13 protein-coding genes are annotated in these 13,118 nt (G+C 61.5%); 8 read left to right on the top strand and 5 right to left on the bottom strand.

Annotated features, from left to right (window positions below; genetic code table 11):
- Position 1: 1 nt before the first annotated feature.
- On the bottom strand, positions 2-757 hold the full coding sequence (gene cobF, locus J3D54_RS22265; protein ID WP_253422684.1) for a precorrin-6A synthase (deacetylating): 756 nt from the start codon (positions 755-757) through the stop codon (positions 2-4).
- Positions 757-1,329, bottom strand: a complete 573-nt coding sequence (locus J3D54_RS22260) for a histidine phosphatase family protein (RefSeq protein ID WP_253426719.1) — start codon at positions 1,327-1,329, stop codon at positions 757-759. Before J3D54_RS22260 ends, cobF begins: the two co-directional genes overlap by 1 nt.
- A gap of 368 nt (positions 1,330-1,697) precedes the next feature.
- Here J3D54_RS22260 and J3D54_RS22255 point away from each other — a divergent pair, with 368 nt between their 5' ends.
- From J3D54_RS22255 to J3D54_RS22220, 8 genes are all read left to right on the top strand, one after another.
- Positions 1,698-2,552, top strand: coding sequence for a MurR/RpiR family transcriptional regulator (locus tag J3D54_RS22255; RefSeq protein WP_253422681.1), 855 nt, complete (start codon positions 1,698-1,700; stop codon positions 2,550-2,552).
- Between the two features lie 2 nt (positions 2,553-2,554).
- Positions 2,555-3,199 (top strand): isochorismatase family cysteine hydrolase, encoded by a 645-nt coding sequence (locus J3D54_RS22250; protein WP_253422678.1) that lies wholly within the window; start codon positions 2,555-2,557, stop codon positions 3,197-3,199.
- Positions 3,196-4,527, top strand: a complete 1,332-nt coding sequence (locus J3D54_RS22245) for a glutamine synthetase family protein (RefSeq protein WP_253422675.1) — start codon at positions 3,196-3,198, stop codon at positions 4,525-4,527. Before J3D54_RS22250 ends, J3D54_RS22245 begins: the two co-directional genes overlap by 4 nt.
- The gene (locus J3D54_RS22240; RefSeq protein WP_253422672.1) at positions 4,511-5,263 is read left to right on the top strand and encodes an N-formylglutamate amidohydrolase; all 753 of its coding nucleotides are present in this window, start codon (positions 4,511-4,513) and stop codon (positions 5,261-5,263) included. The genes J3D54_RS22245 and J3D54_RS22240 overlap by 17 nt, the downstream gene beginning before the upstream one ends.
- Positions 5,264-5,318: 55 nt before the next feature.
- Complete coding sequence (locus J3D54_RS22235) at positions 5,319-6,668, top strand: APC family permease (protein WP_253422669.1); 1,350 nt, start codon at positions 5,319-5,321, stop codon at positions 6,666-6,668.
- A 119-nt stretch (positions 6,669-6,787) separates the two neighbouring features.
- A complete protein-coding gene (locus tag J3D54_RS22230) occupies positions 6,788-7,804 on the top strand; it encodes an arginine N-succinyltransferase (protein WP_253422666.1) in 1,017 nt (338 codons plus the stop codon).
- A 61-nt stretch (positions 7,805-7,865) separates the two neighbouring features.
- Positions 7,866-8,900: an arginine N-succinyltransferase gene (astA, locus tag J3D54_RS22225; protein ID WP_253422663.1), complete on the top strand. Its 1,035-nt coding sequence runs from the start codon at positions 7,866-7,868 to the stop codon at positions 8,898-8,900.
- 324 nt (positions 8,901-9,224) lie between these two features.
- Positions 9,225-10,094, top strand: a complete 870-nt coding sequence (locus J3D54_RS22220; RefSeq protein WP_253422660.1) for an oxaloacetate decarboxylase — start codon at positions 9,225-9,227, stop codon at positions 10,092-10,094.
- Between the two features lie 51 nt (positions 10,095-10,145).
- Here the strand turns inward: J3D54_RS22220 and hcnC are convergent, their stop codons facing one another.
- The 3 genes from hcnC to J3D54_RS22205 are packed head-to-tail and all read right to left on the bottom strand — an operon-like array spanning position 10,146 to position 13,118.
- Positions 10,146-11,405, bottom strand: a complete 1,260-nt coding sequence (gene hcnC / locus J3D54_RS22215; protein ID WP_253422656.1) for a cyanide-forming glycine dehydrogenase subunit HcnC — start codon at positions 11,403-11,405, stop codon at positions 10,146-10,148.
- A complete protein-coding gene (gene hcnB, locus J3D54_RS22210; RefSeq protein ID WP_253422653.1) occupies positions 11,398-12,807 on the bottom strand; it encodes a cyanide-forming glycine dehydrogenase subunit HcnB in 1,410 nt (469 codons plus the stop codon). The genes hcnC and hcnB overlap by 8 nt, the downstream gene beginning before the upstream one ends.
- Entirely contained in the window at positions 12,804-13,118 is a 315-nt protein-coding gene (locus J3D54_RS22205) for a (2Fe-2S)-binding protein (protein WP_007934992.1), read from the bottom strand. Before J3D54_RS22205 ends, hcnB begins: the two co-directional genes overlap by 4 nt.

The following is a 13,118-nucleotide window of genomic DNA, read 5'->3' as shown; positions in this document are numbered from 1 at the left end:
TTCAAGGCTTGCGCAACAGGTAGGTATCCATGATCCAGCCGTTCGCCAGCCGCGCCGCCTTGCGCACCCGCTCAATCTCATCGGCCACGTCTTTGAGCTTGCCGCTGATCAGGATTTCATCCGGCGTCCCCAGATAGGCCCCCCAGTAAATCTCTGTCTCCTGATCGGCCACGTGATGGTAGGCATCTTGCGCATCCAGCATGACTACCAGACTGTCGGCATCGCTAACCTGGCCTGCCGCCAGCCGTCGGCCGGTGGTGATTTCAATCGAACGGCCGATGCTATTCAGCGGCACCTTATGTTGCGCCGCCAACGCCTGCACGCTGGTAATGCCGGGGATCACCTCGAACTCGAACACACAACGACCGGACGCCAGAATCGCCTGCAGGATCCGAACGGTGCTGTCGTACAACGCCGGATCGCCCCACACCAGAAAACCCGCGCACTGATCGTCGGTCATTTCCTCGTTGATCAGTCGCTCGAACGTCTGTTGCTTGGCACGGTTCAGGTCTTCGACGCTGGCGTTGTAGTCCACATCGCCGCGCTCACGCTCCGGGCTGTGGGCTTCGACGAAGCGGTAGTCGCGATCGGTGATGTAGCGCTCGCAGATCTCGCGACGCAGGTCGATCAGTTTGTCTTTGCTCTGGCCCTTGTCCATAAGGAAAAACACGTCGACCCGGTTCAGCGCCTTCACCGCCTGCATCGTGATGTAATCGGGGTTGCCAGCGCCGACACCGATGACCAGAAGTTTTTTCATCAAAGCGCTCCCTCAGGGTCCATGCCCATCAAGCGTAGTCGCCAGCGACCGTTGAACCGCAATTCGATGGCCGACAATGGTTCGACGTCGATCTGGTTGAACGCCGCGCCCTGCAATACCTGCATCAGCGCAGCGCGAATGACAAACGGATGGGTGACCGCAACAATATGCCCCGGTGCCGCCTCAAGGGTCTTCAACCACGCGGCTACCCGCTCACCGAGCTGCGCCACCGATTCCCCCCCGTGGGGCGCCGACGTCGGGTCGCTGAGCCAGGCCTGGAGCATCTCGGGTTCGGATGTTTGCAGGTCGTCGATCGACGTGCCTTTCCAGCGTCCGAAATCGCAATCGCCCAATGCCGTGACAATCTCCACGTTGTCGCCAAACAGCTCAGCGGTTTGCCGGGTCCGCAGTTCCGGGCCGCAGAGCAGGCGTGGCGCTCGTTTGAACTGACTACCGCGCGAGCCCTTCGCCGATTGCCAATCCATTTCTACTGGTTCATTCGTAGGAAAACGCGCCAGTTTCTGTGCGACGGTTCGAGCGTGGCAAATCAGGGTCAAGCGGGTTGCCTGCACGAAGGATTTCTCTGTCGATGGGATAAAGGACGGCACGATGCCGCAAACAATCGGCTCATTGTGCCGCAAGAAACGCACTCTGAGCGCCTTCCTCGTAGCAGCTGTCGAGCCTGCGAGGCTGCTGCTACGGCTTTGGGCTAGCAGTGCCCATTTTATGCCCGAGTAGTGGCGATATCTCACACCTCTATGGTCGATATCCTACAAGGTCAGTCGACATCCACGTAGCCCAGCACGCACGGGGTCTTCGCCCCATTTTGGTGCTTTGAAAACCCGCGCAAAAATTCGCTAGACATGTAGCACACGTTACATAAATACTATTTTAGCGATTTATGAAATGAAACCGACACCCCCATCCAGCAGGAGCCCGGATGCCCCCTCTCAGAGACCTGATCACCGAGCCCGGCCTGGACTTCACGCCGTCGGAACGCAAAGTCATCCGTGCCTTGCTGGACCAGTACCCGCGTAACGGACTGGGCCCGATGTCACGTTTGGCCGAACATGCCGGTGTCAGCGATCCAACCATCGTGCGGCTGGTAAAAAAGCTGGGGTTCAGCGGTTACGCCGACTTTCAGGAAGCCTTGCTCAGTGACATGGATCACCGCCTGCGCTCCCCCAGTACCCTGCTGCAACCCCGCGCCCAACTCAAGAAAGATGATCCCTGGAGCCACTACCTGGCGGACAGCCAACGGGCATTGGTAGAAACCCAGGCGCTGACCCAACCCGAAGATGTGCGGATTCTGGTCGAATGGATGCTCGACACCCGCCATCAGATCCATTGCTTCGGTGGCCGCTTCAGCAGTTTCCTCGCCAATTGCTTGCTCAACCACCTGCGCCTGCTGCGGCCCGGCTGTTTCGCCCTGGAAGACAGCTCGCAATTGCCGGACCGTTTATTCGACTTGCAACGCCAGGACGTGGTGCTGGTGTTCGACTACCGGCGCTATCAATCCCAGGCTCTGCGTGTTGCCAATGCCGCGAAGAGCCGACATGCGCGTGTCGTGCTGTTCACCGACATCTACGCCTCACCGCTGCGGGAAATAGCGGACCTGATCATCAGCGCACCGGTGGAGTCGGCGTCGGCCTTCGACTCGATGGTGCCGGCGCTGGCCCAGGTTGAAGCACTGATTGCCTGCCTGACCCTGCGCAGCCCCGATCTGGCCGATCGCCTGGAAGGCATCGATGCCCTGCGAGCCGACTTCGACACTCACCTGCTGGAGGATAAATAAGGATGTTCACGCTCCCCCACCATTCACCCCGGGACTTGCCGTTTGCCGCCGATCACACCGCGCTGTTGCTGGTGGACATGCAGCGTGCCTGGCTTGAGCCGCAGTTCGACCCGCACCTCAACGAGCCGGATGCCGACTACTTCCTGACCCGCGCCCGCACGCAGGTAGTGCCCAATCAACTCAGGCTGCTCAATGCCTTTCGCCGCGCCCGGCAAAACGTGTTGCACACGCTCATCGAAAGCCTCACCGCCGATGGCCGCGACCGTTCGCTGGATCACAAACTCTCGGACATGCACCTGCCCAAGGGCAGCCCGCAAGCACGGATCATCGATGAGCTGACGCCGCTCGAAAACGAGATCCTGTTGCCCAAGACCTCTTCCGGGGTGTTCAACTCCACCAGCATCGACTACGTGCTGCGCAACCTTGAAACACGGCACCTGATCATCGCCGGCATCGTCACCGACCAATGCGTCGACATGGCCGTGCGCGATGCCGCCGACCGTGGCTACCTGGTGACGCTGGTCGAAGATGCCTGCGCCACTTACACCGAACAACGGCATCACGCCTGCCTGAACGCCATCAAGGGTTACTGCTGGATCACCGACACCCAGACCGTGCTCGGCCGGTTGCAGGAGATGCAGTCATGAGCGAACGCCTGTCGCCACTGCCCATGACCACCATCGTCACCACCGACCTGATCGGCGTGACGCGCGGCCGTTCCTTCCCCACCGACGAACTCGATGCCTATCAAGTGGCCGGTTGCGGCTGGGTGCCGGCCAATAGCGCCCTGACCCCGCAAGACATCATCGCCTCCAGCAACCCTTGGGGCGCTTATGGGGATTTACGGTTGATTCCCGACTTGAGCAGCCGCGTGACCGTCAACAACGGCCCGGATGCCAACGCTCCGGCGCTGGACTTCATTCACGGCGACATTCGCGAAACCGATGGCCGTCCGTGGGGCGCCTGCCCTCGTACGCTGTTGCGCGACGAGGTGGACCGCTATCGCGACGAGTTGGGGCTGCAGGTCAACGCCGCGTTCGAACACGAATTCAACCTCGACAGCGGCGCGGCTGAACACCTGGCGTTCTCTCTGGAAGCCCAGCGCCAGGGTGCCGAATTCGGCGGCTGGCTGCTCAGTGCACTGCGAACCGGCGGTGTGGAGCCGGAAATGTTCCTGCCGGAATACGGCAAACACCAATACGAAATCACCTGCCGCCCGGCCCTCGGTGTCGCTGCCGCCGACCGCGCGGTGAACGTGCGCGAGATCACCCGTGAGATCGCCCGGCAAATGGGCCTCAACCTGAGTTTTGCCCCCAAGACGGCCGAGCACGCTGTGTGCAATGGCGTGCACTTGCACGTGAGCCTGCAGGACCTGGCCGGCCAACCGGTGATGTATGACGCCGGCACCACCAACGGCCTGTCGACCCTCGGCCAGTATTGGGCCGCCGGCGTTCTGCATTACTTGCCGGCACTCTGTGCGTTCACCGCGCCGACACCGATTTCCTACGAACGCTTGCAGCCCCATCACTGGAGCGCTTCCTACGCCTGCCTCGGCCAACGCAACCGCGAAGCGGCGCTGCGGATTTGCCCGACCGTCAGCCTGAGCGACAAATCCGTGGCCAAGCAGTACAACCTGGAATTTCGCGCCATGGACGCCACCGCGTCCCCGCACCTGGCCATGGCAGCCTTGCTGATCGCCGGGCGCCTGGGCATCGAGCAGCGCCTGGCGTTGAACGCGATCACCGATGAAATCCCTGACTCCCTGAACGAAGAGCAACGCCAGGCCCGTGGCATCGTCGCCCTGCCCGCGTCGCTGTCCCGGGCACTGGATTGCCTGCGCCACAGCGAGGCGTTGATCGAAGCCCTGCCGAGCGCCTTGCTGGACACCTACTTCGCCCTGAAAACCGAGGAACTGACGCTGACGGAACAGCTCTCGCCCGCCGACCTCTGTGAGCACTATGCCCGCCTGTACTGAATCCGCCGAACTGGGCCTCTACACCCAGCCTGCGTACACCCTGAGCCGGGAAGCGTCCGAGCACCCGCTGATTCTGGTGTGTGAACACGCCAGTCGTTTTATCCCGGCCGGGTTGAATGACCTGGGCCTGAGCGAGACGGCCGCCCGCGAACACATCGCCTGGGACATCGGCGCCCTGGCGCTGGCCGAGGGTTTGGCCGAAGCACTGGGCGCGACCCTGCTGGCGGCCAATTATTCGCGGCTGTTGATCGACCTCAATCGCCCGCGCCATGCGTCGGACAGCATTGCGCTGCAGAGCGAGATTTATCAGGTGCCGGGCAATCGCGATCTGGATGAGGCCACCCGTGAATACCGCCGGCACTGCCTGTTCAAACCGTTTCATGCACGCCTGCAAACCTTGATTGACGCCCGTGTGGAGCAAAATAAACCGGTTCGAGTGGTGGGGATTCACAGTTTCACGCCGATATATTACGGCCAGCCACGATCGCTGGAAGTCGGCGTGTTGTACGGGCAGGCCAGGAAATACGCCCAGCAGGTGATCGACGGGCTGAGCCGGCATCCATTGAAAGTCGCCGGTAATCAGCCGTACAAAGTCGATCCGCTGAGTGACATGACCGTGCCGGTTCACGGCGACGCACGCGGGCTGGACTCAGTGCTGATCGAGGTGCGCAACGATCTGCTGCGCACGCCCGAGGACGTCAGTCGCTGGACCGACTATCTGGCGCCGCTGCTATAGCAACAGCTTCAAACTCGCAGCGTGCAGCTGCTTTCACATCAAGGAGAACGGCTTCATGGACATTGAAGAATTCGGCTACAAGCAGCAGTTGAAACGTAGCCTGTCACTGACCGACCTGGTGGTGTACGGGATGATCTTCATGATCCCCATCGCACCGTTCGGCGTATATGGTTACGTCAACGCCGAAGCCCCCGGCATGGTGCCGCTGGCCTACATCATCGGCATGGTGGCGATGCTGTTCACCGCCCTCAGTTACGGCAGCATGGCCCGGGCCTTTCCGGTGGCGGGCTCGGTGTATTCCTACGCACAACGCGGCCTCAACCCGCACGTCGGGTTTATTGCCGGCTGGCTGATGCTGCTCGATTACCTGCTGATTCCACCGCTGCTCTACGTGTACGCAGCGATGGCGCTGAATCATTTGTACCCGGACATCCCGAAAGTCGGCTTCATCCTGGCCTTTCTGGTCAGCGCCACCTTCGTCAACCTGCGGGGCATCACCTTCACCGCGCGGATGAACATCATCTTCCTGCTGGCGCAACTGGTGGTGCTGGGGATTTTCCTGTTCTACGCCTGGAATGCCTTGCACAGTGGCGGCGGTAACGGCCAGCTGACCCTGGCGCCGCTGTACAACCCCGAAACCTTCAACTTCGCCCTGCTGATGCAAGCGGTGTCGATTGCGGTGCTGTCGTTCCTCGGTTTCGATGCCATTTCCACCCTCGCCGAAGAGATCAAGGGCGACCCGGGCCGCAGCGTCGGCAAAGCAGCATTAATTACCTTGCTGGTCATGGGCGTGATCTTCGTCGTGCAGACCTGGATTGCCACCGACCTGGCCGCCGGCCTGGGCTTCAAGTCCGCCGACACCGCGTTCTATGAAATCGCCGAAATCGCCGCCGGCAGCTGGCTGGCCACCCTGACCGCCGTGGCCACCGCACTGGCCTGGGGCGTGGCGGTCGCCATTACCTCCCAAGCGGCGGTTTCGCGACTGCTGTTCGGCATGGCCCGAGACGGCAAACTGCCAAAAGTGCTGGCCAAGGTGCACCCGAAACACAACACGCCGTACGTGAGCATTTATCTGGTGGCGGTGTTGTCGCTGGTGATCTGCTACCTGTTCATCAACTCGGTGGACACCCTCACCTCCCTGGTGAACTTCGGCGCCCTTAGCGGTTTCATGCTGCTGCACCTGACCGTGATCAACTACTACTGGCGCCGGCAGCAATCCGGCCAGGTCATCCGTCACCTGATCTGCCCGGTCATCGGCTTCAGCATCGTCGCAGCCATCATGTACAACATGGGCGTTGATGCGCAGAAACTCGGCCTGATCTGGATTGCCCTGGGCCTGGTCTATCTGTTCTTCCTCAACAAGCTGGGTGCCAGCACGGCACTGCCCGACCCAAGCAATGGCTGACAAGAAAAAGAGCAGCGTCTGACACGATTTCAGGCGTCCGCCGATTTAACGCGTGGAAACCGACAGTGATAGTCAGGTTCGGTGCAAGTCGCCGAACCCTTTGATACAGGAGTATGTCCATGCTGGTCTTACGTCCAGTCGAGTTAACCGACCTGCCCCAGTTGCAGCAGCTGGCGCGCGACAGCCTGGTGGGGGTCACGTCCTTGCCGGACGACACCGAACGCCTGAGGGAGAAAATTCTCGATTCCTGCGCTTCGTTTGAAAAAGACGTTCAGGGCGAAGGCCCGGAGAACTATTTCTTCGTGCTGGAAAACCTGACAACCCGACGTTTGGCCGGCTGCTCGGAAGTGCTCGCCACGGCTGGGTTCAGCGAGCCGTTCTACAGTTTGCGCAACCGCCATTTCACCAGCGCCTCACGGGAGCTGAACATCGAGCATGGGGTGCCGGCGTTGTCGTTGTGCCAGGACCTCTGCGGTCACTCTTTGCTGCGCGGTTTTCATATCGACGCGACGCTGGAGCGCACACCATTTTCCGAGTTGCTGTCCCGGGCGCGGTTGCTGTTCATCGCCGCCCACCCGGCGCGTTTTGCCGAAGCGGTGATCACCGAGATCGTCGGTTACAGCGACGAACAGGGGCAGTCGCCGTTCTGGGATGCGCTGGGCAAGCATTTCTTCGATTTGCCTTACGTCGAGGCCGAACGGCTTTGCGGCCTGCAGAGCCGGACGTTCCTCGCCGAACTGATGCCGCAATACCCGATCTACGTGCCGATGCTGTCGCAAGCTGCCCAGGATTGCATCGGCCGGATCCACCCCGATGGCCGGGAGGCCTTCGACATTCTGGAGCGCGAAGGCTTCGAGACCAACAGCTACATCGACCTGTTCGACGGTGGACCGACACTGTACGCCCGCACCTCAAGCATTCGTTCCATCGCCCAGAGCCAGACCGGCACGGTGCAAACGGGCTCGTCCATCGACGCCCGTGGCGGTTACCTGGTGAGCAACGATTCGTTGAAGGGCTACCGCGCCATCGTCGCCGAGCTGGACTACCGCGCCGGCCAACCCGTGGCCTTGAGCGCCGAAATGTGCGCGGCCTTGAACGTGACCGACGCCAGTGCGATCCGGCTGATCGCCCTGTGAGCGGCAACCGGCCCCGAGCCCAACGACAGCGCCCGAGCAGGCGCGAAGAAGGAGCTGCATCATGATTTTGCGCCCGGTTCAAATGACCGACCTGCCCGCTTTACTGGATTTGGTACAACGGGCCGGCCCCGGGTTCACTACCCTGCCGGCCAACGAAGAGCGCCTGACCCACCGGGTGCGCTGGGCCCAGCGGACCTTCGCCGGACAGGTCGAGCGCGCGGATGCCGACTACCTGTTTGTGCTCGAAGACGATGATCAGCAAGTGGTCGGCGTCAGTGCCCTGATCGGGGCCGTCGGTCTGCGGGAGCCCTGGTACAACTACCGGGTCGGGCTCACGGTCAGTTCATCGCCGGACCTGGGCATTCAGCGCCAGATCCCCACGTTGTTCCTCAACAACGAAATGACCGGGCAATCGGAAATCTGCTCGCTGTTTCTGCGACACGATCAACGCTACGGCAGTAATGGTCGATTGCTGTCGCTGGGGCGTCTGCTGTTCGTTGCAGAATTTCCCCAGCTGTTCGGCGACAAGCTCATCGCCGAACTGCGCGGCAGTGCCGACGAACATGGCTGCTCACCGTTCTGGGACAGCCTGGGCCGGCACTTCTTCAAGATGGATTTCAGCCATGCCGATCACTTGTCGGGGCTGGGCAGCAAAGCGTTCATCGCCGAACTGATGCCGCGCCAGCCGCTCTACACCTGCTTGCTTACCGAACAGGCCCAAGCGGTGATCGGCAAGCCCCACCCCAACACCGAACCTGCGCTGAAGATCCTCACCGCTGAGGGCTTTGCCCATAAAGGTTACATCGACATCTTCGACGCAGGCCCGGTGATCGAAGCTCCGGTGTCGAGAATCCGCACGGTGCGCGACAGCCAATCTTTGGTGCTGGCCATCGGCACGCCCGACGACCAGGCTCCGGTATGGCTGATCCACAACCGTCGCCTGGAAAACTGCCGCATCACCACCGCCCGCGCGCGGCTGGCGGGCAATAGCCTGATGGTCGACCGCCTCACCGCCAAACGCCTGCAATTGCAACCCGGCAGCTCGGTCCGTGCGGTACTGCTGCGCAACCAACAGCAGCAGGCGGTGGCGGCGTGAGCTGTAGCCGCTGGCGAAGCCTGCGTTCGGCTCGGGCCGCGTTCGGACTTAGCAGTTGTAACACCGGCCCATTCAGTTTTTCGGACTGAACACTGATTTCTGCATGACGTCTGATCTGATGGCGAGCGCTTCGCACCCGAACGCAGCCTTCGGCAGCTGCTACGGAGGATTGTCTGAAGGTCACGTCTGGGGTCAATCCAGATGATGTGCCCTTGGCCAAAAAAATCGTCATCATCCTTTACCCGCCCGCGTGATAGCCTTTTGTTCCTTCGGCGTTGACACTTTTGCTCAAGCCCTTCCATTCCTTTATATGGTGGAACTCGTATGTCCAGGCTTTCTCATCAAGATTTGCGCCGTAATTTCCGCCAACTCCTCGCTTCCGGCATCTGCTACCACACGGCCTCGGTCTTCGACCCGATGTCGGCACGCATCGCCGCCGACCTGGGTTTTGAGGTGGGAATCCTGGGGGGGTCGGTTGCGTCGTTACAGGTATTGGGCGCCCCCGATTTTGCGTTGATCACCCTCAGTGAGTTCGCCGAACAGGCCACCCGCATCGGCCGTGTCGCACAATTGCCGGTCATTGCCGACGCCGACCACGGCTACGGCAACGCGCTCAATGTGATGCGCACCATCGTCGAACTCGAACGCGCCGGCGTGGCCGCCCTGACCATTGAAGACACCCTGCTGCCGGCGCAATTCGGTCGCAAGTCCACTGACCTCATCACGGTCGCCGAAGGTGTCGGCAAGATCCGCGCGGCGCTGGAAGCCCGGGTTGATTCGGAAATGGCGATCATCGCCCGCACCAACGCGGGGATCCTGCCGATCCAGGAAATCATCAGCCGCACCCAGCATTACCAACAAGCCGGGGCCGACGGGATTTGCATGGTCGGCGTGCAGGATTTCGATCAACTGGAGCAAATCGCCGAGCACTTGAGCGTGCCGCTGATGCTGGTCACCTACGGCAACCCGCTGTTGCGCGACGACAAACGCCTGGCCGAATTGGGCGTGCGGGTCACCATCGACGGTCATGGCGCCTACTTCGCAGCAATCAAGGCCACTTATGACAGCCTGCGCGAACAACGCCAGATCTTCACCCAGGCCTCCGACCTGAACGCGACCGAACTGACGCATACCTATACGCAGCCAGAGGATTACATTCTTTGGGCCAAGGCATTCATGAGCGTTAAAGAGTGACGGCACAAGCGCCCTCACCACAGCGCTCGCGCGTTTGTGGTGAGGTGACGGTCAAGCCATGTGCGCCTCTTTCGATTCGACCTGCGGCGCCACCTCAAACCGATCTGCCAGAAACGGTGTGATATCCAGCGGCAACGGCTCGTTATTCACCAGTTTATCCAGCAACACGCCGGTAATCGCCGAGGTCAGGATCCCGGTGCGGAAATGTCCGCAGGCATTCAGGTAACCCTGCACCCCTTTCATCGGCCCGAGAATCGGCAGTTCATCCGGCGAACCAGGACGTAACCCGGCCCAGCAACGCTTCAGGTTGATGTCGGCGAGCGCCGGAATGCAGCGCACTGCGCCTTGCACCAGGCTGCTGATTTCCGGGTAGGTGGTGGTCACGTCGAAACCTTTGTCTTCGGTGGTGCTGCCGATCAGGATTTCGCCATTGTCTTTCTGCGCCACGTAACAGTCGCTGGTGGTCAGGCAACCGCGCAACATCTTCGGCATACGCTCGGTCAGCAGGATCTGGCCCTTCACCGGTTTCACCGGAATGCGAATGCCGGTGGCCTGCTCGCTGAGGTCGGCGGCCCAGGCACCGGTGGCGTTGATCAGCGTATCGCAGTGGAACACTCCGGCTTCGGTGGTCTGCACGCCGCTGACCCGTGAGCCGTGGTGCAGCACGCCGGTGACGTTGGTGTTGAAATACAGATCCACACCGTTTTGCCGCGCGCCTTCGGTGTAGGCATCGGCCAGGCGGAACGGGCTGACCTGATGATCGCAGAGAAACTCCAACGCGCCCCTCGCCTCATGGCTGACACTTGGCTCGGCTTCGCGCAGTGCCGCTTGATCGAGCCAGCGCACCTGATCCGCCAGGTGCGGGATACACCCCACGATGTGCTCGGCGTAGAGCCGGTCCTCGTCGTCATAGATCACGAATTTCAAGCCGGTCTTCTCGAACTTGAAATCCATCCCGTGATTGTCCTGCAACTCCCGGTGCAAATCCGGGTACATCGCATTGGACTGCAAGGCGAAATCGAAGAACGACTGCGGCAGGATGTGCGGCGTGCTGGCATCGACCGCCACCGCTGCTCCCTGGGCTTCGCGCTTGCGATTGGCCGACATCATGCGGAAGAAAATCACCCCGCAGCCCAGGCCTACCGACTCACCGATCGCCCACAGGCCACCAGCCGAAGCACGGGTCGCGTTGCCGGGACGCTTGGCGTCGATCAGCGCGACTTTCAGGTGTTTGCGCTTGGACAACTGATAGGCGCAGGACGCCCCGATCACACCGCCGCCGGCGATGATCACGTCGTAGAACTTACTCATGGCTTGCCGCCTCCGTGCCGACAGACTGGAACGCTGAAAAAGGAATCGGGTCGACGGGAAAGCGCGGGCGCAACCAGCCCACGTCTTGCCGTCCGGTGGCTTCGCGCAAACGGTCGGTGCAATAGCCGACACACATCCGCCCCTGACAGTCGCCCATGCTCACGCGGGTGCGCATTTTCAGGCTCGCCAGGTCTTGCACCCCCTGCTTCAGCGCCCGATCGATGTCGGCGCGGGTCGCATGCTCGCAGCGGCAAATCACCGTGTCGGCAGCCGGCAATGCAGTCTGCCCGGCACCGCGTTCGGTGTAACGGTCGACGGCGGCGCGAAAGCGCACGATCGACTTGAGTTTGGACAGGTAACGGTCACGCCTGACTCGCGCCAGCTCCGCGTCCAGCACACCCCGTTGCAGCAGGATCGACACTGCCGCGATCCTTCCCGCGAGCATGGCCGCCTCGCCACCGCGAATCCCGCCCATGTCACCGGCCAGATGCACGTGGGGTTCGCTGCTTTGTTGCCAGACATTGGCACTGGCCCGCAGATAGCCGTCATGGCTGAAGCCGTGGTCCAGGCCCATTTGCTGGCTGAGTTGGGTGCGTGGAATGAAGCCATAGCCGACCGCCAGCGTTCGCGCGGAAATCCGTTCGGCGCGGCTCAGGTCCGGCTCCCAGGTGCTGGAGTACGGCGCGACGGTCACCGTTTTCAACGCTTCCTCGCCTTGAGCCTCGACCACGCCCCAGCCATAGTGCATGGGAATGCCGTGCAGTTTCAGGTACGCAAGCATGCTCAAACCGTCGAGGAACAACTGCGGCTTGTTCAATAGCGCGAGGCTTTCCCGGGCGATCTTGCCGAAAGCACATGCCTCATAAACCCCGGCGACGCTCACCCCCGAAGCGTGTAGCTGGCAAGCCACCAGCGGCAACAGCGGACCGGTGCCGGCAATCACCACCGGCCCCTGTGGTTGAACGACGCCGCTCTTGATTTGCAGTTGCAAACCACCCAGCAGAATCACCCCAGGCAAGGTCCAGCCGGGGAACGGTACGCTGCGCTCATGGCAACCGGCAGCCAACAGCAGCTGCGGGTATTCGACCTCTTGCAAATGCTCGTTGATGTCCAGCACCACTAACGCCCGGGTACCTTCGGCACCGACCACGCGGTGGTTCAAATGCACATCGATCAGGCCCGAATGCTCCTGGAACTCTCCATGCAGTTTGGCCAGCGCTTCCGAATAGCGTGGTCCCAGGTAATCCAGTTGAACGTTATCGCGCAAGGGGCCGCGATAGACCACCCCGCCAAGGCGCGAAGCTTCTTCGAGCAAGGTACAACCCACACCCTGCCGCGCCAATTCAATGGCCGCGGCCATACCCGCCGGCCCGCCGCCGACGATCACCGGATGCAGGCTCATAGCACCTCCTGCCCGGCGATACGGTTAACCCGGGTTTCGACGCTCATGCCCTCACGCACGATAGTCTGGCAGGCGCGACGTTTGTGTCGGCCATCGATTTTCACCAGGCAGCATTGGCACACGCCCATGCCGCAATAGGCACCGCTGATTTGATCGTGATCGTTACGGGCCACCTGGCGAATACCCAGTGATTGAATGACCGTCAGGACGGTTTCGCCGATGGCGGCGCTGACGGTTTGGCCATTGATGCGCACAGTCATATCCGCCCGCACCAGCGGCTGGATATCGAAGGTTCGGTTTATGCGTTGCAT

It is taken from the genome of Pseudomonas sp. GGS8, from assembly GCF_024168645.1.
In the GTDB taxonomy this organism is placed as follows: Bacteria; Pseudomonadota; Gammaproteobacteria; order Pseudomonadales; family Pseudomonadaceae; genus Aquipseudomonas.
The sequence above is the reverse complement of the archived record's forward strand: the minus strand, read 5'-3'. Positions and strand labels throughout refer to the sequence as shown.